General features: G+C 71.8%; 19 protein-coding genes. 13 read left to right on the top strand and 6 right to left on the bottom strand.

All coding sequences use genetic code 11. The features are described 5' to 3' along the window. Positions 1-47 precede the first annotated feature (47 nt). Positions 48-830, bottom strand: a complete 783-nt coding sequence (locus tag ACFU53_RS28305; RefSeq protein ID WP_383998231.1) for a phosphodiesterase — start codon at positions 828-830, stop codon at positions 48-50. Positions 831-1338: 508 nt separating this feature from the next. On the opposite strand from ACFU53_RS28305, the gene ACFU53_RS28300 reads away from it, so the two are divergent. Both ACFU53_RS28300 and ACFU53_RS28295 read left to right on the top strand, forming a co-directional pair. Continuing rightward, complete coding sequence (locus ACFU53_RS28300) at positions 1339-2412, top strand: aminopeptidase P family protein (RefSeq protein ID WP_383998228.1); 1074 nt, start codon at positions 1339-1341, stop codon at positions 2410-2412. A gap of 48 nt (positions 2413-2460) precedes the next feature. Then, positions 2461-3402, top strand: coding sequence for an aminoglycoside phosphotransferase family protein (locus ACFU53_RS28295; RefSeq protein WP_383998212.1), 942 nt, complete (start codon positions 2461-2463; stop codon positions 3400-3402). 116 nt (positions 3403-3518) lie between these two features. Here the strand turns inward: ACFU53_RS28295 and treZ are convergent, their stop codons facing one another. Next, positions 3519-5264: a malto-oligosyltrehalose trehalohydrolase gene (treZ, locus tag ACFU53_RS28290; protein ID WP_383998209.1), complete on the bottom strand. Its 1746-nt coding sequence runs from the start codon at positions 5262-5264 to the stop codon at positions 3519-3521. A 242-nt stretch (positions 5265-5506) separates the two neighbouring features. Between treZ and ACFU53_RS28285 the strand changes: the two genes are divergently transcribed. From ACFU53_RS28285 to ACFU53_RS28275, 3 genes are all read left to right on the top strand, one after another. After that, complete coding sequence (locus tag ACFU53_RS28285) at positions 5507-6058, top strand: FHA domain-containing protein (protein WP_383998206.1); 552 nt, start codon at positions 5507-5509, stop codon at positions 6056-6058. A gap of 193 nt (positions 6059-6251) precedes the next feature. Next, positions 6252-7619 carry a M14 family zinc carboxypeptidase gene (locus ACFU53_RS28280; protein WP_383998203.1) on the top strand — a complete coding sequence of 456 codons (1368 nt, stop codon included), beginning with the start codon at positions 6252-6254 and terminating at the stop codon, positions 7617-7619. Further along, complete coding sequence (locus tag ACFU53_RS28275; RefSeq protein WP_383998201.1) at positions 7616-8098, top strand: SSI family serine proteinase inhibitor; 483 nt, start codon at positions 7616-7618, stop codon at positions 8096-8098. The genes ACFU53_RS28280 and ACFU53_RS28275 overlap by 4 nt, the downstream gene beginning before the upstream one ends. A gap of 123 nt (positions 8099-8221) precedes the next feature. Here ACFU53_RS28275 and ACFU53_RS28270 read toward each other — a convergent pair whose 3' ends face one another. The 3 genes from ACFU53_RS28270 to glgX form a co-directional block, all read right to left on the bottom strand. After that, entirely contained in the window at positions 8222-9475 is a 1254-nt protein-coding gene (locus ACFU53_RS28270) for a M14 family zinc carboxypeptidase (RefSeq protein ID WP_383998225.1), read from the bottom strand. A gap of 183 nt (positions 9476-9658) precedes the next feature. Continuing rightward, complete coding sequence (treY, locus tag ACFU53_RS28265) at positions 9659-11986, bottom strand: malto-oligosyltrehalose synthase (RefSeq protein WP_383998198.1); 2328 nt, start codon at positions 11984-11986, stop codon at positions 9659-9661. Between the two features lie 170 nt (positions 11987-12156). Continuing rightward, positions 12157-14286 (bottom strand): glycogen debranching protein GlgX, encoded by a 2130-nt coding sequence (gene glgX, locus ACFU53_RS28260; protein WP_383998195.1) that lies wholly within the window; start codon positions 14284-14286, stop codon positions 12157-12159. 326 nt (positions 14287-14612) lie between these two features. On the opposite strand from glgX, the gene ACFU53_RS28255 reads away from it, so the two are divergent. From ACFU53_RS28255 to ACFU53_RS28245, 3 genes are all read left to right on the top strand, one after another. Beyond that, entirely contained in the window at positions 14613-15860 is a 1248-nt protein-coding gene (locus ACFU53_RS28255) for an SAV2148 family HEPN domain-containing protein (RefSeq protein WP_383998193.1), read from the top strand. Positions 15861-16011: 151 nt separating this feature from the next. Beyond that, a complete protein-coding gene (locus ACFU53_RS28250; protein WP_383998190.1) occupies positions 16012-16734 on the top strand; it encodes a 3'-5' exonuclease in 723 nt (240 codons plus the stop codon). Beyond that, positions 16731-17216: a GNAT family N-acetyltransferase gene (locus tag ACFU53_RS28245; RefSeq protein ID WP_383998187.1), complete on the top strand. Its 486-nt coding sequence runs from the start codon at positions 16731-16733 to the stop codon at positions 17214-17216. Before ACFU53_RS28250 ends, ACFU53_RS28245 begins: the two co-directional genes overlap by 4 nt. Positions 17217-17260: 44 nt before the next feature. Here ACFU53_RS28245 and ACFU53_RS28240 read toward each other — a convergent pair whose 3' ends face one another. Continuing rightward, positions 17261-18124: a phosphotransferase enzyme family protein gene (locus ACFU53_RS28240; protein ID WP_383998185.1), complete on the bottom strand. Its 864-nt coding sequence runs from the start codon at positions 18122-18124 to the stop codon at positions 17261-17263. A gap of 143 nt (positions 18125-18267) precedes the next feature. Between ACFU53_RS28240 and ACFU53_RS28235 the strand changes: the two genes are divergently transcribed. From ACFU53_RS28235 to ACFU53_RS28215, 5 genes are all read left to right on the top strand, one after another. Further along, a complete protein-coding gene (locus ACFU53_RS28235) occupies positions 18268-19215 on the top strand; it encodes a carbohydrate ABC transporter permease (RefSeq protein WP_383998182.1) in 948 nt (315 codons plus the stop codon). Further along, entirely contained in the window at positions 19212-20045 is an 834-nt protein-coding gene (locus tag ACFU53_RS28230) for a carbohydrate ABC transporter permease (protein WP_383998179.1), read from the top strand. Before ACFU53_RS28235 ends, ACFU53_RS28230 begins: the two co-directional genes overlap by 4 nt. Beyond that, a complete protein-coding gene (locus ACFU53_RS28225; protein WP_383998176.1) occupies positions 20045-21328 on the top strand; it encodes an ABC transporter substrate-binding protein in 1284 nt (427 codons plus the stop codon). The genes ACFU53_RS28230 and ACFU53_RS28225 overlap by 1 nt, the downstream gene beginning before the upstream one ends. A 66-nt stretch (positions 21329-21394) precedes the next feature. Further along, positions 21395-22597: a macrolide-inactivating glycosyltransferase gene (gene mgt, locus ACFU53_RS28220; protein ID WP_383998173.1), complete on the top strand. Its 1203-nt coding sequence runs from the start codon at positions 21395-21397 to the stop codon at positions 22595-22597. A gap of 270 nt (positions 22598-22867) precedes the next feature. Beyond that, positions 22868-23812 (top strand): CDP-alcohol phosphatidyltransferase family protein, encoded by a 945-nt coding sequence (locus tag ACFU53_RS28215; RefSeq protein WP_383998170.1) that lies wholly within the window; start codon positions 22868-22870, stop codon positions 23810-23812. Positions 23813-23867 lie beyond the last annotated feature (55 nt).

Genomic DNA, 23867 nt, shown 5'->3' with positions numbered 1-23867 from the left:
ACACGCGGACGGAACCCGTCAGTACCTGGTGGCCGTACCGGGAGTCGTCACCTGAGGCCCCTCGGTCGCACCTCCTGCGCGGCCACCCTGAAGTGACTCGTCAGCCGTCCCTCGTCGTCCAGCACATGGAAGGCGAGCCCGGGCGGCGCCTCCCGGTCCGCGACCTGGTCACCCTCCCAGGGCAGCCGCAGCGTCCACGTGACTCCGGGGCCGACGACCAGCGGGCGGCCGGCGAACGTGGTCGCGGCGGGCGTGTGGGCGTGCCCGGTGACGATCCCCGCGATCTCCGGCCGGCGCCCCAGCAGACGGCCGAGCTTCGAAGGGTGGCCCAGCTGATACGCGTCCGGCAGCGGGTGGTGCAGCGCCACCGGCGGGTGGTGGAAGGCGAGCAGTACCGGCCGCTCGCCGTCGAGTCCGTCGAGGGTCTCCTCGATCCAGGCGTACGTCTGCGCGTCCAGCTCGCCCTCGTCCCGGCCCGGAATGCTGGAGTCACACATCAGCACGGCCGCGTCCGCGAAGACGTGCACGCTGTTGACCGGCCCGTCGGCGGGCGGCTCGCCGAGCAGCGCCTTGCGGTAGGGCGCCCGGCTGTCGTGGTTGCCCGGGCAGGTCAGCACCGGGAAGGGCGCCCCGCCCTCCCGCAGCCCGAGGAGGCGCGCCGCCTCCTCGTACTCGGCCTCCGTGCCGTGGTCCGCGATGTCCCCGGTCACCAGCAGCGCGTCCACCCGCCCCGGCAGCCCCCACAGCAGATCCCGTACCCGCTCGGCCCGCCGGGTCGCCCGGTCGCTCCCGTCCAGATGCAGATCACTGATGTGCGCGAGTACGAGCATCGTCGTACGCCTCCTCGGGCGGTGCATGCCTTAATGGAACAGTCGAATACAAGCATTAGTGCTAACGGATGGACAACCCTCAAGCATTAGTGTGAGGTGCTCGTGGGCTCTCCGAGACGCACTGGCCGGACCCCGGCGTCCGAGGGGCACGACGGGATGTGCGGCGGCGCCTGGAGCAGGTCTCCGGGGCGTGCACTGCTCCTCGGGGCCCGGCTCGCCCTGGAGAGCCGAGGTCCGGCCCGGCGGCTGCCGCCGCAGAAGCCCTCGGCGGTCGCGGCCGGAGCCGCACGACAGTTGACGCCACGCGCCAATCGGCTCGCGTGGGCCGCGGCGGAGGGGCAGGATGCTGCCCGTAGGCCCAGGCAGCTCCGAGCAGACGGAGGCATGGATGACCGGCACGCCCAGCGACGGGACCGCGCCCACGCCCCCCGGCGCCGACGGCCCGCTCTCGACCGTCACGGCCGAAGCCCCGCCCGCGCCCTTCACCGCCGACGACTACCGGGCCCGGATGCGGCGGGCAGCGCGGGCCGCCGCGGACGCCGGACTCGACGGGCTGCTGGTCGCGCCCGGCCCGGACCTGGTGTGGCTGACGGGGCACCGGCCGCCGGAGACCGAGCGGCTGACGATGCTGGTGCTGCGGGACGGCGAGGATCCGGTGCTGGTGGTGCCCACCCTGGAGGCCCCGGACGCCGCCGGGGCACCCGGCGGGCCCGCGCTCACGCTCCGAGACTGGACCGACGGCAAGGACCCGTACGAGGCGGCCGTCTCCGTCCTCGGCCCGCGCGGCCGCTTCGGGGTCAGCGACAACGCCTGGGCGCTGCACCTGCTCGGCCTGCAGCGGCGGCTGCCCGGAACGACCTACGTGGCGCTCACCGAGACCCTGCCGATGCTGCGGGCGGTGAAGGACGCGGCCGAGCTGGAGCGGATGGCGGCGGCGGGCGCGGCGGCCGACCGGGCGTACGAGGAGATCCGGCAGGTGCCCTTCGCCGGGCGGCGGGAGACCGAGGTCGCCGCCGATCTCGCCGGGCTGCTGCGGCGGTTCGGGCACACCCGGGTCGACTTCACCATCGTCGCGTCGGGCCCGAACGGCGCCAACCCGCACCACGAGGCCGGCGACCGCGTCATCCGCCACGGCGACATGGTCGTCCTCGACTTCGGCGGCCTCAAGGACGGCTACGGCTCCGACACCTCCCGTACGGTCCACGTCGGTGAACCGGCCGCCGAGGAGCGCGAGGTGCACGACCTCGTGCGGGCCGCCCAGGAGGCGGGGTTCCGCGCGGTACGGCCGGGCGCGGCCTGCCAGGACGTCGACCGGGCCGCCCGCGCGATCATCACCGAGGCCGGGTACGGCGACCGCTTCATCCACCGCACCGGGCACGGCATCGGCGTCACCACCCACGAACCGCCGTACATGATCGAGGGGGAGGAGCGGCCCCTCGTGCCCGGCATGTGCTTCTCGGTCGAGCCCGGCGTCTATCTGCCGGGCCGTTTCGGCGTACGGATCGAGGACATCGTGACGGTGACCGAGGACGGCGGCCGACGCCTCAACAACACCGGGCGCGAGATGGCGGTGGTCGAGTGACCGACCGCGTACCCACGTTCCCCTGAACCCCCGGACGACGGCGCGACCATGACCCAGGCACCGACACCCACCGCGGACAGCGTCCGCCGGCTGGTCCGTTCCCTGCTGAAGAACGGGGAGGGCCGGAGCGGCGGCGGCAAGGGCGGCGAGGGACCCGATGTGCGGCCCGTCGCCGGGGACGACACGCACCGCACCTGGTGGGTCGGCACCCGCCATGTGATGCGCCTCGCGACCGACCGGCACGCCGTCGGACGCCAACGGCGCGAACTGCGGCTGCGGGACCTGGTCCGTCCGCACATCGGTGTCCCCGTGCCGGTGAGCGTCGCGCACGGCGAGTGGTCCGGGGGGCTCACCTACACGCTCGACACGAGGCTGCCGGGCGGAACGGCGGAGGACCACGACGTGTCCGCCGTGGGCGAGGCCGATCTGGCGGCGCTGCTCACGGGGCTGCGCGAGGTGCCGCTGAGGCAGGCCGAGCCGCTCGGGGTGCCGCGGCTCGCTCCGCGCTCGCTGGAGGCGCTGCGTGCGGCGGCGGGGCGTGCGGCGCGGCACCTCGGCGAGGCCGACGAGTTCGACGCCGGGCGGCTCGGGCAGCTGACGTCCGCGACGGCGGCGCAGCTGACGGCGCCGACCGCTGTCCTCGTCCACCACGGGCTCACGGGCGACCACCTCGTCGTCAGCGCCGACGGGCGTGTCCGTGGGGTCCTCGACTGGACCGGCGCGGTCATCGGTGACCCCGCCGAGGACATCGCCGGTCTGGCCGCGGCGGTCGGTTCGCCGTCCGCCGTCCGCGCGGCCACCCTCGCGGGCTACGGCGCCCGCCCCTGCCTACGCGGCCTCTGGCTGGCCCGCTGCGACACGGTCATCGGCCTCGCGGAGGGGTTGCGGGGCCGGGCGCCGGCCCCGCTCCCGGCGCTGCGGCACCGCGTGCGGCGCACGTGGGAGGCGATCCTGCTGGAGAGGGTGACGGATCTGCGGGGCGAGGACTAGCGGGGTGGTCGGGCGCCTCATGGCGCGGGGACGCGTGTCGTACGGCGACTGCGGGTGGCACGTGGCTGATCGCGCGGTTCCCCGCGCCCCCCGGCCCCAGCCGCCGGGTGCTCAGCTCACGCCACCGTCAGCACCACACACGACTCCCCGCCCAGGGTCAGCACCCCATCCGCCCCAGGCCCCTCCACCGGTTCCCACGCCGCCAGCACCCGCGCGTGCGGAACACCGACGGGAATCGAGGCCGTCTCCCTGCCGAGGTTCATCGCCACGCGCACGTCCCCCCGACGGAAGCCGAACCACCGAGCCTCCTCGTCGAACGCGACCTTGACGTCGGAGAGGTCGGGGTCGGAGAGGTCGGGGAAGGTGTGGCGGAGGGTGACGAGGGTGCGGTACCAGGCCAGCATCCGGGCGTGGGGCTCGCGCGCCGGCTCGGACCAGTCGAGGCACGAGCGGTCACGGGTCGCCGGGTCCTGGGGGTCGGGGACATCCTCCTCGGCCCAGCCGTGCGCCGCGAACTCCCGGCGCCGCCCCCGCCGTACCGCCTCCGCGAGTTCCGGATCGGTGTGGTCCGTGAAGAACTGCCAGGGAGTCGCCGCGGCCCACTCCTCGCCCATGAAGAGCATCGGCGTGAACGGGCCCGTGAGCACCAGCGCGGCCGCGCAGGCCAGCAGCCCGGGGGAGAGCGAGGCGGAGAGGCGGTCGCCCTGGGCGCGGTTGCCCACCTGGTCGTGGGTCTGGGTGTAGCCCAGCAGACGGTGCGCGGAGACGCTCGTACGGTCCAGGGGGCGGCCGTGGCGGCGCTCCCGGAAGGACGAGTACGTGCCGTCGTGGAAGTAGCCGCCCGTCAGGGTCTTCGCCAGGCCCGCCAGGCCGGCCCGCGCGAAGTCCTCGTAGTAGCCCTGCGATTCGCCGGTCAGGGTGGTGTGCAGGGTGTGGTGGAAGTCGTCGTTCCACTGGGCGTGCAGGCCGAGCCCGCCCTGCGCGCGCGGAGTGACGAGGCGTGGGTCGTTCAGGTCCGACTCGGCGATCAGGAACAGCGGTCGGGCCACCTCGTCGGCGAGGGTGTCCACGGCCGTCGACAGTTCCTCCAAAAAGTGCAGGGCGCTGGTGTCCTTGAGCGCGTGCACCGCGTCCAGACGCAGGCCGTCGAGGCGGTAGTCGCGCAGCCAGGCGAGCGCACTGCCCAGGAAGTACGCCCGCACCACGTCCGAGCCGGGCGCGTCCAGGTTGACGGCCGCGCCCCAGGGCGTGTGGTGCCGCTCGGTGAAGTACGGGCCGAAGACGGGCAGGTAGTTGCCGGAGGGGCCCAGATGGTTGTGTACGACGTCGAGCACGACCCCGAGGCCCAGCTCGTGCGCCGTGTCCACGAACCGCTTCAGCGCCTCGGGGCCGCCGTACGGCTCGTGCACGGCCCACAGCGAGACGCCCTCGTAACCCCAGCCGTGCGTCCCGGGGAACGGGCACAGCGGCATCAACTCGACGTGCGTGACGCCCAGTTCGACGAGATGGGCGAGGCGCCCGGCCGCCGCGTCCAGCGTGCCCTCGGGGGTGTATGTGCCGACGTGCAGCTCGTACAGCACCGCGCCCGGCAGCCCGCGCCCGGACCACGACGCGCGCCACGCGTACCGCCCGTGGTCGACGACCGCGCTCAGCCCGTCCGGGCCGTCCGGCTGCCGGCGCGAGCGCGGATCGGGCAGCACCGGGCCGTCGTCGACGGCGAATCCGTAGCGCGTGCCGTCCGACGCCTCCGCCTCGACGGTCCACCACCCCGGCCGCTCCGGATCGCGCTCCATGGCATGCGTGGCGCCCGCGCGGTGGAGCGTCGAACGGTCGGCCTGCGGTGCCCACACCTCGAACTGCACGGAACGGTTCTCCCTCGGCTGCCGGTCGTGGTCCTGGGTAGTCAGGGGGCAAGCCGCTCCGGGGAAGTACGGGCACACCCCCGGAACCGCTTGTCGTCCATCGTGCGGCAAACGAGATCGGCGCGCGGTCGGATCGCCGCATTTGCCGCACGAGTCGCATCGCCCGTCAGACATGTCCGGGGATGGTCACCGTTTACGGCCTGTCTGGACACCTCCGGCCCCCCTGACCGACAATCACCTGCGTGACGTCGTCCTTCGAGTTCCACACTCACCCCGCGCGGCTGTCGGACGCCGAGCGCGACCGCGCGCTGAGGGCGCTCCGTGACGGCGTCGCACTGGGCCGTCTGTCGCACGACACGTTCATCCGGCGGATGGAGCTGGCTCTCACCGCCCGCCGCTCCGACGAACTCGCCGAGCTCACCGCCGATCTGCCCGCCGAGAAGCGCTGGTCCCGGCTGGTGCTCGGCACCGTCGGGGCGGTCTCCGGCTTCGGCGTGAAGCTGCGCCGGGCCTGGCAGGCCGAGCGGCTCCCCAAGCTTCAGCTGCCGCACCCGGCGAGCGGCCACGCCCTGCGCATCGGGCGTGATCCCGCGAGCGGCCTCCGGCTCAGCCACGAGACGGTCTCCCGGGTGCACGCCGAGCTGAGCCGGCATGGCGGCAGGTGGATCCTGCGCGACCTCGGCTCCACCAACGGCACCACTGTCAACGGCCGTCGGGTGATCGGCACGGCCGTCGTCCGCGACGGCGATCAGGTGAGTTTCGGCCGGATGACGTTCCGTCTCTCCTCGGAGTGACCTCCCGACCGATCCCACAGCAAAGCTCTGGCCTTGGATTTACGCAGCGAGTTTGTCAACTTCCCTTCCGTTCCAGGGTGTTGACGTACGTTCTCGGCCATGACTGACTGTGCTTACACCACGCACGCCAGGTGAGCCGACGGCACCACATTCGTGGAGGTGTGCCCTGCCGCCACTCCTCCGCTACCCGACCGTGGACGAGTTGTCCGCCCGCGCCGCGGCACTCGTCGCCCGACATCCGCACCGCGCCCGACTGCGCCGCGTGGGCACCTCACGGGCGGGCACGCCGATGTGGCTGCTGTCCGTCGGACGGGGCAGCCGCCACACCCTGATCGTCGCCGGCCCGCACGCCAACGAACCCGTCGGCGGCGCCACCGCCCTCCGGCTCGCCGAACGGGCCCTGACCGACCCCCGGTTGAGCGACGCCGCCGACACCACCTGGAACCTGCTGCTGAGCCTCGACCCCGACGGCTCCCGCCGCAACGAGGGCTGGCTGTCCGGCCCGTACACCCTCGGCCACCACTTCCGGCACTTCTTCCGCCCCGGCTTCCTGGAGCAGCCCGAGTGGCTGCCCGACGGCGCGGCCGGCGCCGTCCTGCCGGAGACCCGCGCCCTGCTCGACCTCCAGGACGAACTGCGGCCCTTCTTCCAGTGCTCGCTGCACGGTGTCGACGTCGGCGGCGGCTTCGTCGAGCTGACCCGTGAACTGCCGGGCATCGCCCAGCGCGTCGCGTGCACCGCCGCCCGCCTCGGCATCCCGCGCGAGCTGAGCCCGTACGACACCCTGTACTGGCCCCGCCTCGGCCCCGCCGTCTACCGCATCCCGCCCCCGCGCCGGGGCGACCTGGCCGCCGCCATCACCGAGGCCGCCGTCGAGTCCACCTGGTACCACCCGCACCGCTACGGCACGGTCACCGCCGTCGTCGAGGCCCCCATGTGGGGGGTGACCGCCGTCGAGGACGCCTCCCCGTCGCCCGACGCCGACGCCGAACTGCGCCGTGTCAGCCGCGCCCTGCGCCGCGACACCCGGCTCCTGGAGGGCATCCTCGCCCGTGTCCGCCCCTCGGTGAGCGGCGGCCCGGACGCCGCCCGGCTCCTCGCCCCGGTCGACGACTATCTACTGGTCGGACCGGGCCTCGCCGACTCCTGGGACCCCGATGTCCACGACGGCGCCGCCCGGCCGCTGCCCCCGCTCGACACCGCCCGGCTCACCACCCTCGCCATCTCCGGCCGCCGGGTCGCCCTGCGCACCGCCGGGCTGCTGCACCAGCTGGTGACCCGCGCCGGACGCGACCCGGCGAACACCCTCCCCGAGCTGGACCGGCTCATCGACGAGTGGTGCGCCGACTACCACGACGGCTACGGGGCGCGCTGGATCCCCGTGGCACGCCAGACGGAGTACCAGGCCCGCGTGGTCCTCGCCGCGTTCGAACTGGCAGCCGGTCGCCCGCGCACGTCGGGGCCCGCCCCGCAGGGGCCCTGCCCGGACGCGCGTGCGGACTCCCATTCGGGTGAGCCGGAATGGAGTTCCGAGCCCGCCGTGCCGATGCACCGGGAATGACGAACCCCACCCACGCGGTACGAACCGGCCTGCTCGCCGCACTCGCACTCCTCACCGTCGGCGCCTCGGCCCCGGACCGGACGACCGCCGCCCAGGGCGACTGGCTCTACGTCTCCCTCACCCGAGGCGACACCCGCCCCTCCGACACCCACTCCTTCGGCACCAGCTTCTCCGACACCAGCTTCTCCGACACCCGCTTCTCCGACACCCGCTCCTTCGACACCCGCGGCACCCTGCTTCTCTGCGACCCGCCCCAGGGCCACGGCCGGGCCGCCCAGGCCTGCGCGGAACTCCGCGAGACCGACGGGGACATCACCCGCATTCCCCACAACAACGCCATCTGCACCGAGATCTACGCCCCGGTCCGAGCCGCCGCGGAGGGTCGGTGGAACGGCCGCCGGGTCGCCTACGAACAGACCTTCGCGAACGCCTGCGTGATGACGGCCAGAACAGGTTCGGTGTTCGCCCTGTCGGACTGACGGCCACCGGCGTTTCCAGGGGCGCGGGGCTGTTTCGATATGCGGCTCCGCCGCGTGGGCGCGACCAGCCACTGACGGCCCGCAGTCGCCCGACAGCGCGACGAGGCACCCCAGGAGGCGCACTCAGGACTCCGCATCCCGCCGCGCATACGACGCGGCCGCCAGCACTGTACGAACCTGATGCTCGACCTGATCACTCACCGGCACCCACCGCGCACGAAACCGGTCGGCAAAGGACTCGCACCACTCGGCGACCAGCTCTTCGAGGAGGGGCGCCCCCGGGGCGTCGGCGTCCACCAGGACTCGCCGCAGCATCGCCGCGGCCCGCAGCGGGAGCCGGCGCCCGAAGGCGTCCACACTGCCCACGTACGCCGTCGACAGGTCCGGCGGCGGCCTGTCGGTCCAGTCCCGGGCCAGCCCCGGCACCAGGGCCAGCACCCACCGGGCGGCCCGCAGCAACGGCCCCTCGGGGCCCGGCAGCCGGGGCAGTGCCTCGGCCAGCACCCGCTCCACCTGGCCCGCGTCCGCGAGGATCCGCCGCGCCAGATACCGCAGGGCCGCCACGGGGGCCGGGTGCGGGGCGGTGTCGTCCACCACGTCGCTCGCCCACATCGGCACCTCGACGACCGCCGTCAGACCGCCGTACCGGTGGGCGTGGTACCAGGTGCTGTGCCGGGCGTCGTCCGGCATGCTCGGGTACACCGCATGGCTACCGGGCCCGGGCATCACGAACACCCCGGGCCCGGAGACGGGCCAGCCCGCGGCGTCCGAGGCGCCCATCTCCACCGGTATGCCCAGCTCCGCCGCGGACTTGGCGAACTGCTCGGCGAGCCCCGGCACGTCCTTCGTCAACTGCACCCAGCTGCCACCGAGATCGGTGCCGTGCAGGGTCACCTGGAGGTAGGGCCGCAGCTCGTCCAGCACGCCGAGCAGGGCGTGTGTCTCGGGCGGCAGCCGGTCCGGCGGCAGCACCGACGGCGACCACTCCGGCTGCTCGGGACCGGCAGGGCGGAAGAACCCCAGGTGGTAGTCGAGGAGCGTGCGCGGCGCCGGGGTCGTGTGCAGGCTCGCCCCGTCCGGGTCCGCGCAGAGCACGAAGTGCCAGGAGACTCCGGTCCGCAACCCCCGCTCCCGTACGATCCGTTCGGCCAGCGCGAGCACCGTGGAGCCGCCGGCCGGCTCGTTCGCGTGGGCGCCCGCGACGACCAGGACGGCAGGTCTCGCGTGGCCCACGGACAGCAGCCGCAGCGGCCGGCCCGCACGCGAGACACCGATCCGCCGCAGCGCGCACAGTTCCGGCCGACGGATCGTCAGCGTCTCTGCCGCCGACTCCAGTTCAGCCACCGTGGGATAACCGAGCTCCAACAGGAGACCCACCCCCGTCCAGTCCACCTGGCATCAGAATCCGCACACCCGGCGGCGCCGAGTGGGGGATATGCCCAGTGTCCTGCCGTGGAAGGGGCGGCTCCCAGGGGCGCCCAGTCGCATTCACCGTTACCCGGCACGGGAGGTACCGCTACCCGACAGCCAAGTCCCCGTCACCCGGCAGGGAAGTCACCGTCACCCGCCGACCCGCTCAAGCAGCGCGACCGGCAGTGTCTCGAAGAGCTCCGCCACCCGCACGTCGCCCGCGAACTCCCGCCCCCCGCCGACCACATCGGCCCACCGGCCCTTCGGCAGCGTCAGCCGGGTGTCCCCCCAGCCCCCGGCCTCCGCCAGCCGCAGCGACAGCCGCGTCACCGCCGTGACCACCTCCCCGGACCGTGCGAAGGCCACACAGTGCCCGGCGCCGGGCCCGACCGCCGACAGCGGCGCGTACGTCGCCGCGTCCCCGAACACCTCCGGCCGCCGCCCACGCAGCCGCAGCGCGGCCGAGGTGAGCCGGAACTTCTCGGACTCCCCGTCCTGCGGCGCGAAGGGCCGCCGGTTGTCCGGGTCCACCAGAGCCCGGTACTCGCCCTCCGTCCCCTGGTAGACGTCCGGCACCCCCGGCATGGTCAGCTGCACCAGGGCCGCACCGAGACCGTTCGCCCGCACATGGGGCTCCAGGGCCTCCCGCAGTGCGGCGACCCGGGTGTCCACGGCGGGCCCCCGCGCGACGAAGTCCGCCACCGCACGCTCGTACGCCGGGTTCTGCTCGGTCCAGGAAGTGTGCAGCCCCGCCTCCCGCACATGCTTCAGCAGGGCCCCCTGAAGCCGCTCCTCGTCCGCCGGCCCGAGCCCGAACGCCGTCTGCCAGGCGGCCCACGCCAACTGCGGATCCGGCACACCCGCACCGTCCCGCGTCACCTCCGCCAGCACATCGGCCCACCGCTCAGGGCACTCCCCGAGCACCGCGATCGCCGCCCGCACATCCGCGCTGCGCTTGGTGTCGTGCGTCGACAGCACGGTCCCCGTGGCCGGCCAGTCGCGCTGCACCCGAGCGCAGTAGGCGTGGAAGTCCTCCGTCGACACGGCCGGACTCCCCGGATCGCCCCCCACCTCGTTCGCCGACACCAACGGCACATACCGGTAGAACGCCGTGTCCTCCACCGACTTCGCCCGCAGCGCCGACGAGGTCTGCGCGAACCGCGCCCGGAACTCCACGTGCTCCGGCCCGTCACCCATCCGACCCAGCACCAGATCCCGTACGGCATCCACCGACCGGGCCTCCTCGGGCACCACGAACACCGCGCGCGTCTCGGCCGCCGCCACCTCGGTGACGACGAGGGAGGCGTCCTGGGAGGTGTACGGCCGGTACACCTCCATCCGGGCGAGCAGCTCGCACAGCGCGGTGCGCAGCGCCCACGGCGCCTGGTCGCGCAGGGCGAGCAGGGGGGAGCGCTCGCACAACCGGTGTGCCACCCGGGTGAGCCGTTCCACCTCCGCGACCAGCTCGTGCGTGAGCACCCGGTACGCGGCCCGCCGCACCGTCGACTCCCAATCGCCGCCCCGGTCGGCCTGCGCGGCCGTGAACCGCCGGTACTGCCCCAGCAGTTCACCCGCCCCCGCCGGATCCGTGAACAGCCCGTCGACGTGCCGCAGCGCGTCGTAGCCGGTGGTCCCCGCGACAGGCCAGGCCGCGGGCAGCGCCTCCCCGTCGGCGAGGATCTTCTCGACGACGGTCCACCGCCCACCGGTCGCCTCGTGCAGCCGCCGCAGATAGGCGTCGGGATCGGCGAGCCCGTCGGGGTGATCGACGCGCAGCCCGTCGACGACACCCTCCCCCAGCAGCTGAAGGATCTTCGCGTGGGTCGCGTCGAAGACGTCCGGCTCCTCGACCCGCACCCCGATCAGCTCCGAGATACTGAAGAAACGCCGGTAGTTCAGCTCCGTACGGGCCAGCCGCCACCACACCGGCCGGTACCACTGCGCGTCCAGCAGTTGCGGCAACGGCAGCTTCTCGGTGCCTTCCCGCAGCGGAAACGCGTGGTCGTAGTAGCGCAGCTTTCGCCCGTCCACCACGAACTGCTCGATCTCCGCCCCCAGCGGCCCCCCGAGCACCGGCAGCAGCACCCGCCCGCCCTGCGCCTCCCAGTCGATGTCGAACCACCGCGCGTACGCCGACTCCGGCCCCTCCCGCAACACGTCCCACAGCGCCCGGTTGTGCCGAGGCGCCATGGCCATGTGATTCGGCACGATGTCCACGACGAGGCCAAGCCCATGGGCCCGTCCGGTACGGGCCAGCGCCCGCAGCCCCTCCTCACCCCCGAGTTCCCCCCGCACCCGGCCGTGGTCGACCACGTCGTAGCCGTGCGCAGACCCCGGCACGGCCTCCAGCACGGGGGAGAGGTGGAGATGGGAGACGCCGAGGGAGGCGATGTACGGCACGGCAGCGGAGGCGGCGGCAAAGGGGAAGTCGGGCTGAAGCTGAATCCGATAGGTGGCGGCAGGCACGACAGAGGTCATGGAGTCCTACGTACCCGCCACACAGGACTTGGAGCGCCCTGACACGCAAGGACGCGTAGTTTTTGGGGGCGCGGGGCTGCTTCCATGTGCGGCTCCGCCGCGTGGGCGCGATCAGCCACAGCCAACCCGCAGCCAGGAACGGCAGTCACCCCTACGGCGCTTCCCGCGAACTAGGTCGGCCTCCTGAAAACCGCCAGACTCCGATCCACCAAGGTCACCTGATCCCCGGCCGCCACCTTCGGCCCATCCTCGGGAACCGCGTCCTCCCGCCCCGTATCCACGACCAGCTGCCACTGCGGACCATGGTTGACCGGCACCACGAACTCCAGTGGCAGCGCCGACGCGTTGACCATCAACAGGAACGAGTCGTCGCCGATCCGCTCACCGCGCGAACCCGGCTCGGAGATCGCGTTCCCGTTCAGGAACACCGTCAGCGCCCCGGCCTGGGTCGAATCCCAGTCCCGCTGCACCATCTCCTGCCCCTCCGGCGTGAACCAGGCGATGTCCGACAGCTCGTCGTGCGTCCCTTCCACCGGCCGCCCGTGGAAGAACCGCCGCCGCCGAAAGACAGGATGGTCCTTCCGCAACCACACCATCGCGCGCGTGAACTCCAGCAGATCCCCGGCAACCTCACCGTCCTCACCGTCCTCGCCGGAAGGCCACGGCACCCAGGACAACTCGTTGTCCTGGCAGTACGCGTTGTTGTTGCCGCCCTGCGAACGCGCGAACTCGTCGCCATGGCTGAGCATCGGCACGCCCTGCGACAGCATCAGGGTGGCGATGAAGTTCCGCATCTGCCGGACCCGCAGCCCGGTCACCCCGGGATCGTCGGTCTCGCCCTCGGCCCCGCAGTTCCAGGACCGGTTGTGGCTCTCCCCGTCCCGGTTGTCCTCGCCGTTCGCGTCGTTGTGCTTCTCGTTGTAGGAGACCAGATCCCGCATCGTGAAGCCGTCGTGGCAGGTCACGAAGTTGATGGAGGCCAGCGGGCGCCGCCCGTCGTCCTGGTACAGGTCGGACGAGCCGGTCAGCCGCGACGCGAACTCCGCGAGCGTACGCGGCTCGCCCCGCCACAGGTCCCGGACGGTGTCGCGGTACATGCCGTTCCACTCGGTCCACAGCGGCGGGAAGTTCCCCACCTGGTAGCCGCCCTCGCCGACGTCCCAGGGCTCGGCGATCAGCTTCACCTGGGATACCACGGGGTCCTGCTGGACGAGGTCGAAGAACGACGACAGCCGGTCCACCTCGTGGAACTGCCGGGCCAGCGTCGCGGCGAGGTCGAAGCGGAAGCCGTCGACATGCATCTCGGTGACCCAGTACCGCAGCGAGTCCATGATCAGCTGCAGGACGTGCGGCGACCGCATGAGCAGCGAGTTGCCCGTTCCCGTCGTGTCCATGTAGTAGCGCGGATCGTCTGTGAGCCGATAGTACGACGGGTTGTCGAGGCCCTTGAACGACAGCGTCGGACCCAGGTGGTTCCCCTCGGCCGTGTGGTTGTAGACCACGTCGAGGATGACCTCGATCCCGGCCTCGTGCAGCGCCCGGACCGCCGACTTGAACTCCAGCACCTGCTGCCCCCGGTCGCCCCAGGAGGCGTACGCGTTGTGCGGGGCGAAGAAGCCGATCGTGTTGTAGCCCCAGTAGTTGCTGAGACCCATGTCGGCCAGACGGTGGTCGTTCACGAACTGGTGTACGGGCATCAGCTCCAGCGCCGTGACGCCCAGTGCTGTCAGATGCTCGATGATCGCGGGATGGGCGAGCGCCGCGTACGTGCCGCGCAGCTCCTCGGGCAGCCCCGGGTGCCGCATGGTGAGGCCCTTGACATGGGCCTCGTAGATCACCGTGTGGTGGTACTCGGTGCGGGGCCGCCGGTCGTCGCCCCAGTCGAAGTAGGGGTTCACCACGACCGAGGTCATCATGTGGGGCGCCGAGTCGAGGTCGTTGCGCTTCTCGGGCGCCCCGAAGTGATAGCCGTAGACCTCCTCGCCCCACTTGACCGAGCCGCTGATGGCACGCGCGTACGGGTCGAGGAGCAGCTTCGCGGAGTTGCAGCGCAGGCCGCGCTCCGGCGCGTACGGGCCGTGCGCACGGAAGCCGTACCGTTGGCCCGGCATCACGCCGGGCAGGTACGCGTGCCGCACGAACGCGTCCGTCTCGCGCAGTTCCACCGCCGTCTCGGAGCCGTCGTCGTCCAGCAGACACAGCTCTACTCGATGCGCGGCCTCCGAGAAGACCGCGAAATTGGTACCGGCGCCGTCGTACGTGGCGCCGAGCGGATACGCCTGTCCAGGCCAGACCTGCATGGATACGACTCTTCCAGTTGTCGCGCGCCGCTGGGGGCGACTCTTGAGGGAGTCTCCCCCAAACTGATGGAACCTCCTAGGGCATACGTCCCTCCTGCCCAGCGTGGACACATCGTGACGCTCCAGGGGCCGACAGTGTCGGGTCACCGCCGCCGACCGCTATGAATCAGCTCACTCCCGACGCGGTAGCGGGCCGGAACGGCCGGGTCACGTGCGGTAGTTGAGAAACGACCTGTCCATCCGGCTGTATCGTCACCCGCTACCGGAGTACCCTTCCTTGATCGTTGCGTAGGGGTGAGCTCGGGGGAGCGGAAGGCGGTGCGTGGGTGGGCTCGGGAGGGCTGGAGTTGCCTCCTGGTGACGCGGGCGACGCGGGTCACGAGGGGAACTCCACAGATGTCCCACCCGGCGCGGTGTCCCTGGCACGGCCGATGGAGATGGGATCCATCGGCCCGGAACTGGACTGGAACGCCGACGCCTGGCTCGAAGTGCGTACGCGCGCCCAGCGGGCCGGCCGCGCCTATATCTGGCTGAACCTCGTCGAACAGCGGCTGCGCGCCGTGGTGGCCGCCGTGCTGCGGCCCATCTACGAGCCCGTCCACGGCGACGACTGGGTGGTCGCCGCCGCCGGACCCGCCGGACAGGAGTGGGTGCAGCGGGCCGTCGCGGTACGCGAGGTCAGCCGCCGAAAGGGCTATCTGCTCGACCCCGCCGACGACAACGTGCTGAGCTTCCTCACCCTCCCGCAGCTGCGGGAGCTGATGGTGCAGCACTGGCCCTGCTTCGAGCCGTACGTCGACGAGCGGCGCGATGTGGAACTGGCCCTGGACGAGCTGGAGGTCACCCGGAACGTCGTCTCCCGCAACCGGGCCCTCTCCGAGGCCGTCCTCGCCCAGGCCGAGCGCGCCTCGGCGAAGCTGCTGGAGATCCTGAGCGCGGGCAGCGACGTGCCCTCCGCGCGCCGACTGCCCGTCGACGCCGTCGAGGACCTCGTCGGCGACCGGTACGCGGACGTCGTCGGCGTCCACCCCGACCGGGTGCGGCTGCTGCGGCAGTTCCCCGCCGAGGACCTCTTCGGCGGCGCCCGCCGCCTCGACGCCATCGGCATAGGCCTGAACCTCCTCGTGCAGAACTTCTCCGGGCGGCGGCTGGTGCGGCTCGCCGAGTCGGGCTGCCGGGCGCGGCTGCTCTTCCTCAACCCCGCGTCCAGCGCGGTGAAGCGGCGCGAGCGCGAACTGGGTATCAAACGCGGTGAGTTGAGCCGTGCCGTGGAGATGAACATCCTCCATATGCGCCGGGTCCGCTCGCGGCTGCGCGATCCCGGTGCCTTCGAGATCCAGGTCTTCGACGAGACGCCCCGCTTCACCGCCTACCTTGTGGACGGCGACGGCACGGACGGCGTCGCGGTCGTCCAGACCTATCTGCGCCGCACCCGGGGCATGGAGGCGCCGGTCCTCGTCCTGCGCGGAGGCAACCGGGTCCTCAAGGCCGACGAGAACGGCGAAGTCGGGCTTTTCGATACATACCGCGAGGAGTTCGAAGTGGCGTGGGCGGACTCGCGACCGGTGTCGTGAACCGGGCCGTGACCCGGGCTGTGGCTCGGGTTGCGACTCGGGCCGCGACCGGGTGGCGCGGCGCCAAGCGGAATGCGGTCCTCGGATTGTCAGTGGCCCATGCGATGGTGGTGGTCACTGGGGGAAAGCACCACCAAGAAGGGGGGCCAGCATGGGTTGGCACCGGCAGCTGCTGATCGGCTTCGACCTGGAGACCACCGGGACGGACCCGCGCGAGGCGCGCATCGTCACGGGTGCGGTGATCGAGGTCAAGGACGGGGAGCCGGTCGGACACCGGGAATGGCTCGCCGACCCGGGAATGGAGATCCCGGAGGAGGCGGTGGCGGTGCACGGCATCACCAACGCCCGCGCGGTGGCCGAGGGCAGACCGGCAGACCAGGTCGCCGACGCCATCGCCGACGTCCTCGTCTCCTACTGGAAGACGGGCGTCCCGGTCGTGGCGTACAACGCGGCCTTCGACCTGACGCTGCTCTCCGCCGAGCTGCGCCGGCACGCCCTGCCGTCCCTGCGCGAACGACTCGGCGGCCTCGACCCGGCCCCGGTCATCGACCCGTACACGATCGACCGCTCCGTCGACCGTTACCGCCGCGGCAAGCGCAACCTCGAAGCGGTCTGCGGGGAGTACGGCGTCCTGCTCGACGCCGCGCACGACGCCTCCGCCGACGCCCTGGCCGCCGCCCGGCTCGCCCGCGCGATAGCCCAGCGCCACCCGAAGGTCGCCGCCCTCGGCCCGGCCGAGCTGCACCGCCGCCAGATCGACTGGTACGCCGAGTGGGCCACCGACTTCCAGGCCTTTCTCCGCCGCAAGGGCAACCCGGAAGCGGTCGTCGACGCGACGTGGCCGCTGCGCGAGTCGGCGGAGGAGACGGTATGACGGCCGCGCCGATCTCCCTCCGCGAAGTACGGGACAGCGACCTGCCGTTCTTCTGGCGGCACCAGTCCGACCCCGAGGCACAGCGGGTCGCCGCCTTCACCGGGGAGTACCACTACGACCGGGCGCTCTTCGAGAGCCACTGGGCGAAGATCCGCGCCGACCCGGGCGTCCTGAATCGCACGGTGGTCGCCGACGGCGAGGCCGTCGGCAACGCGGCGGTCTTCGGCCCGCCGGACGAACGCGAGGTCACCTACTGGATCGACCGCGCCCACTGGGGCCGGGGCATCGCCACCGCCGCCATCACCGCCCTGATCGACCTCGTCCCCACCCGGCCCCTGCACGCCTACGCGGCCGCCGACAACACCGGATCGATCCGCGTCCTGCAGAAGTGCGGCTTCGTCATCACCGGCCACGACCGGGGCTTCGCCCGGGCCCGCGACGCCGAGATCGACGAAGCGGTGCTCATACTCCGGGCAGTCTGAGCCGGGCGCAGTCTGAGCCGGGCGCAGTCCGAGCCGGGCGCCGCTCAGAACGGATACCACCGGACCGCCTCGTCCCCGTCGCGCAGCGAGGCGACGCGGCGTTCGAACTCGGCCAGTGCCTCGGGGTTGCTCGGGGCGTGCTGCGCCACCCACGCGCAGCTCGCCGTCTCCCGTGCGCCCCGTAGCACCGAACAGCCCGCCCATGCGCGTACGTCCCAGCCGTAGGTCGCCGTGAAGGCGTCGTACTCATCGGCCGGAAGTCCGTAGCGGTCGTGGGACAGAGCCAGCACGACCAGGTCGTGCTCGCGCAGGTCGCCGGAGAAGGTCTCCAGGTCGACCAGTACCGGGCCGTCCGGGCCGACGTGCACATTGCGGGGGAGTGCGTCGCCGTGGATGGGGCCCGGCGGCAGGTGGGGGGTGAGGGCGGACGCGGCTGCCGCGAAGCCGTCGCGGCGTTCACGGAGGTAGGCCGCGTCCGCCGGGGCGATCGCGTCGCCGGCGAGGCGCAGCCAGCGCTCCACGCCTCCCAGCAGCTCACGGCGGGGCAGCGCGAAAGGAGGGGTGGGCAGGGCGTGGACCAGCCGAAGGAGTTCGGCCAAATCGCGGGGCCCGGCGGGGCGTACGGAGCCGGGCAGCCGGTGCCACACCGTCACCGGGTGTCCCGCGACGAGCAGGGCCTCGGACTCGGCGGCCCGCACCGCCGGGACGCCCGCCTCGGCGAGCCAGGCCGCGACGCTCAGTTCGCGGCGGGCCCGGTCGAGGAGTTCGGCGTCGCGGCCCACCTTGACCACCAGGTCACCGGTGGCGAACACCGCGTTCTCGCCCAGCGCGAGCAGCCGCGCCTCCCCGGCCGCACCGGGCAGCACACCGGCCGCGACCAGTACGTCCCGCGCCCGCGCCTCGTCCATCCTTCGCCTCCGTGTCGGTACGGCCGACGCTCCCCTCGGGGGCGTCAGGTTCACGCCATTCAGGGCCAGTCTCGCATTCGCACAGGTCGGAGCCTGTGCGCGGTGCCTTGACGCCCTTTCATGCCCTCAGCACCATGACGGACATGACCTTGGCGACCGCGACGCCGAAGCGCCCCCGACCGGTGAAGCGGCGCACCTCTGCCGGGGACAAGGAGCGGCGCCTCCTCGATCACGGCGCCTGGTTCCTGGTGCTGCCCGCGCTGATCCCCATCCTGGTGCTGAGCGTCGGACCGCTGCTGTACGGGATCGCGCTGGCGTTCACCGACGCCCAGTCCGGGCGGACCGAGCCCACCCGGTGGATCGGCACACTCAACTTCCAGGACCTGCTGCACGACACCCTGTTCTGGGACTCGTTCCGCATCGGCCTGCTGTGGGCGGTCGGCGTGACCGTGCCGCAGTTCCTGCTCGCCCTCGGCCTGGCCCTGCTCCTCGACCAGCCCCTACGACTGCGCTGGCTGGCGCGGGCGCTCGCGATCATCCCCTGGGCCATGCCCGAGGTGGTCGTCGGCATCATGTGGCGGCTCGTCTACAACCCGGACGCGGGCATCCTCAACGAGACCATCCGCGACCTGGGCCTCGGCGACGGCCGCGACTGGCTGAGCGGACTGGCCACCGCCCTGCCCGCCGTCATGGTGGTCGGCGTCTGGGCGGGCATGCCCCAGACCACCGTCGCCCTCCTCGCCGGCCTGCAGAACACCCCACGCGAACTGCACGAGGCCGCCGCGATGGACGGCGCGGGCGCCTGGCGCCGCTTCCGCACGGTCACCTGGCCCGCCATCAGACCCATCGCCCTCGCCGTCTCGGCGCTCAACCTGATCTGGAACTTCAACTCCTTCGCCCTGGTCTACGTCCTGACCAACGGCGGACCGGGCGGCCGTACCCGCCTGCCGATGCTCTTCGCGTACGAGGAGGCCTTCCGCTACGGGCAGTTCGGGTACGCGGCGGCGATGGGATGTGTGATGGTCGCGGTGATCTCGATCGTCCTCGCGTTCCATCTGGTCGGCCGGCTGAGGCGGGGTGGTGACGCGTGAGGACCAGCAGGGCGGCCCGGACGGGCCAGTACGCGGCCCTCCTCGCGTATCTCGTCTTTCTCGCGTTCCCCTTCCTCTGGCTGGTCTCCACCGCCTTCAAACCGGCCCGTGAGCTGGGCAGTCTCCACCCGACCTGGATCCCGAAGGACCCGACCCTCGACAACTTCCGGCAGGCCTTCGACGAGCAGCCCCTGCTGCAGGCCGCGCTCAACTCCCTGATCGCGGCGCTCGGCGCGGCCGTCGTCGCCGTACTGATCGCGACCCCGATGGCGTACGTGATGGCCCGGCACCGCACGACGCTGTCGCGGATGGCGACCGGGTGGGTGGTGGTCAGCCAGGCGTTCCCGTTCGTGCTGGTGATCATTCCGCTGTTCCTGGTGCTGAAGAACCTCCGGCTGATCAACTCCGTGCCCGGACTGATCATGGTGTACGTCGTGTGGGCGCTGCCGTTCGCGCTGTGGATGCTCGTCGGCTACGTCCGGGCCGTGCCCGCCGAACTGGAGGAGGCGGCTGCGGTCGACGGGGCCGGGAAGCTGCGGACGCTGGTGTCGGTGACGGCGCCGCTGCTGGCGCCGGGCATCGTGGCGACGGCGCTGTTCGCGTTCATCACCGCGTGGAACGAGTTCTTCTTCGCGCTCGTGCTGCTCAAGACCCCGGAGAAGCAGACCCTGCCGGTCGTCCTCACCCACTTCATCGGCGCGGAGGGAGTGGCCGACCTCGGCCCGCTGGCCGCCGCCGCGTTCCTCGCCACGCTCCCCTCGCTGGTCGTCTTCGCGGTCATCCAGAAACGGATCACGGGCGGCATGCTCGCCGGGGCGGTGAAGAGCTGATGCGCGCACGATGGCTGATCACGGCCCTGCTGCTGTGCCTCCTGGCAGGCGGCTGCACCGGCGACGACGGTGACTCCGCCGACAGCCGTGTCACCCTCCGCTTCCAGTCCCTGGCCTGGCAGGAGGAGTCCGTCGCCGCCAACAAGGAGCTGGTCAAGGAGTGGAACGCCACCCACCCCGACGTCGAGGTCGAGTACGTACAGGGCACTTGGGAGAGCGTCCACGACCAGCTGCTCACCTCCTTCGAGGGCGGTGAGGCGCCGGACATCATCCACGACGCCTCCGACGACCTGGCGGACTTCGCGTACGGCGGCTACCTCGCCGATCTGCGGGAGCTGCTGCCCGAGCGGCTCAAGTCGGACATCCCGCAGCGCAGTTGGGAGACGACGACCTTCGGGGACGGGGTCTACGGGGTTCCGTTCCTCCAGGAACCGAGGGTCCTGATCGCCAATGCCAAGTGGCTCCGCGAGTCCGGCGTGCGTGTTCCGACCCCCGAGAACCCGTGGACCTGGGAGGAGTTCCGGAAAATCGCGAAGGAGCTGAGCGGCGACGGCAGGTACGGCGTGGCCTGGCCGCTGAAGGAACCGGTGTCGGCCACCCTCAATCTGTCGCTCTCTGCGGGCGGACAGCTGTTTCACCGGGACGCGGACGGCAAGGTCGAGGTCCGCTTCGAGGCGGCCGACGCGGTCGTCCCGAAGACCGTGCGCGACGAGGTGAACACCGACGGGAGCGCGTCGAGCACCACGCTCGGCATGGGCGGCTCCGACACGCTGCCCGGCTTCTTCGGCGCCAAGTACGCGATGGTCCCGCTCGGCTTCTCGTACCGTCAGCAGATCGTCCAGCAGGCCCCCGAGGGGTTCGACTGGCAGGTGCTGCCCGCCCCGGCAGGCGCCGACGGGCTCACCCAGGGCGTCAGCCCCCAGACCCTCTCCGTCGCCGAGGACAGCCCCCACCGGAAGGAGGCCGCCGAGTTCATCGACTTCCTCCTCCGCCCCGACAACATGGTCCGCCTCGCCCTCGGCGACTGGATGCTCCCGACCGGCACCGAGGCCCTCAAGGACCCCGCCCTGCGCACGACCGAGCACGACTGGGCCACCGGCACAGCCCTCGCCGCCCACCTCCGCTCCGCCCCCGCCCAGTCCGTCCGGGGTTACCCGGAATGGAAGGACAAGGTCGCCACCCCCGCCTACCAGGAGTACTACAGCGGTGCGATCGACCTCGACGAACTCCGCGAACGGTTGGAGAAGGACGGCAACCTGGTGCTGGCCCGCTATCAGCGCTGAGCGGTACGCAGGGCCAGGGCGACAAACAGGTTGCACGAGACGTCTCGTCTTGCGTACGGTCGAGTCATGACCTCCCACATCGCCATGTTCTCCATCGCCGCCCACGGCCACGTGAACCCGAGCCTCGAAGTGATCCGGGAGCTCGTGGCCCGGGGCCACCGGGTCACGTACGCGATTCCGCCGGCCTTCGCGGAGAAGGTGGCGGAGACCGGCGCCGAGCCGAAGCTCTGGCACTCGACATTGCCCGGCCCCGACGCCGACCCCGCGGCGTGGGGGACCACGCTGCTCGACAACGTGGAGCCCTTCCTGAACGACGCGATCCAGGCCCTGCCGCAGCTCGTCGAGGCGTACGAGGGCGACGAGCCCGACCTCGTGCTGCACGACATCACCGCGTATCCGGCGCCCGTCCTCGCCCACCGCTGGGGCGTCAAGGCGATCTCGCTCTCCCCGAACCTGGTCGCCTGGGAGGGGTATGACGAGGAGGTGGCCCAACCCATGTGGGTCGAGCCGAAGAAGACCGAACGCGGCAAGGCGTACTTCGCCCGCTTCCAGGCCTGGCTGGAGGAGAACGGGATCACCGACGACCCCGAAGTGTTCTACACAATGCCCGCCCGCTCCCTGGTCCTCATCCCGAAGGCGCTCCAGCCGAACGCCGACCGGGTCGACGAGAGCCGGTACACCTTCGTCGGCGCCTGTCAGGGCGACCGTGCGGCACAGGGGGACTGGGCGCGGCCGGTGGGTGCGGAGAAGGTGCTGCTCATCTCGCTCGGGTCGTCCTTCACCAAGCAGCCCGACTTCTACCGCGAGTGCGTGCAGGCCTTCGGTGATCTGCCCGGCTGGCACATGGTGCTCCAGGTCGGCAGGCACGTCGACCCGGCGGAGCTGGGCCGGATTCCGGCCAACGTGGAGGTGCGGGACTGGGTGCCACAGCTGGCGATCCTCAAGCAGGCCGACGCGTTCATCACCCACGCGGGCGCCGGCGGCAGCCAGGAAGGACTCGCCACCGCCACACCGATGGTCGCCGTACCGCAGGCCGTCGACCAGTTCGGCAACGCCGACATGCTCCAGTCCCTCGGCGTCGCCCGTCATCTGCCCATGGAGGAGGCGACGGCCGAGGCCCTGCGCGAGGCGGTCCTCGCCCTCGCAGGCGACCCCGAAGTGGCGCGCCGGCTCAAGGAGGTACAGCAGGGGATGGCGGGGGAGGGTGGCACCCCACGGGCCGCCGACCTCATCGAGATGGAGTTGAGCAGCGGATCCGGACAGAGCTGACCGGCGGATGAAGGCGGCGCCGACAAGGGGGGATAGCGGGGCAAGCGGGAAGGTTGCACTTCTATCGTGAAGTCCCGGCACATTTTGGGTAACGGTCAGGTCATTGCATAACGCTCGGGTAACGCCCGGCCTGCGAGGCAAACGCATTGACTCTGTTGCCGGGTTGGACCGTTACCCCTTCCGAAAGGTTGCGTTCGACGCTTCTTGTGCCTCAGGTGAACGGCTCTCAAGCTGAGCGTGAACTCATTTCGAACGCCAGGAAGTTGACCCATGCGCCGAGACATACCCGACCTCGCGGAAGTGCGCCGCGTCACGCAGAAGAAGCGGGACGCCTGGTGGACCGTGCTGCTCGTCGACCCGGTCGCCACACCGCTGGTGCGGCTCACCGCGAAGTACACGAGGATCACGCCCAACCAGCTGACCTGGGGCGCCTTCCTGCTGGGTCTGGTCTCGGCCGCCTGCTTCGCGCTGGGCGACTGGCGCTGGCTGATCGCCGGCGCCGTCCTCTACCACCTGAGCTTCATCCTCGACTGCATGGACGGCAAGGTCGCCCGGCTCACCGGTCAGGGCTCCGTGTTCGGCGCCTGGCTCGACTTCGTCTTCGACCGCGTCCGCGTCGCGGCGTGCTCGGTGGCTCTGATGGCCGGGCAGTACGACCGCACGGGCGAGACCTTCTACATCTGGCTCGCCGCCGCCGTCATCGGCTGCGACGCCCTCCGCTACATCAACTCCCTGGAGACCTTCAAGGTCCGGCACACCATGCGCAAGCAGATCAAGGCCCGGCTCCGCGAGGCCCGCCGCGCCGAGAACGAGCGGGAACTCGCCTTCATGGAGGACCTGCTGCGCGAGAACCCCGAGGCCGACATCGAGCAGGACCTGCGCACGGCCGCCGCCGACGTCACCCAGGCCGCGCCGCAGACCCAGGTCGTCGACCTGCACCAGGAGTTCCGCCGCCGCTTCCCCGCCTACCTCCGCGTACGGTCCTTCCTGCTGCGCCACCGCATCCGCCCCCATCTGATCAGCGGCATCGAGTTCCAGATGGGTGTCTTCATGATCGGCCCGATCGTCGACTCGGTGATGACGGCGACCATCGTCTCCGGCGCCCTGCTGCTCGTCTTCGAACTGGCCATCATCTACAAACTGCTGCTGTCGACCCGCGACTTCGCCCGCACCCTCGACTCGTTCGACCGGGGGGACGTGGCCAAGGCGGCCTGAGCCCGCAGCTGTACGCAGACGTACGCGGACGTGGCCGGGGCGGTGTCTCCACCCC

This window comes from Streptomyces sp. NPDC057474, from assembly GCF_042802555.1.
Taxonomy (GTDB): Bacteria; Actinomycetota; Actinomycetes; order Streptomycetales; family Streptomycetaceae; genus Streptomyces.
Note: the sequence above shows the minus strand (reverse complement) of the source record. Positions and strands in the feature narration are given on the sequence as shown.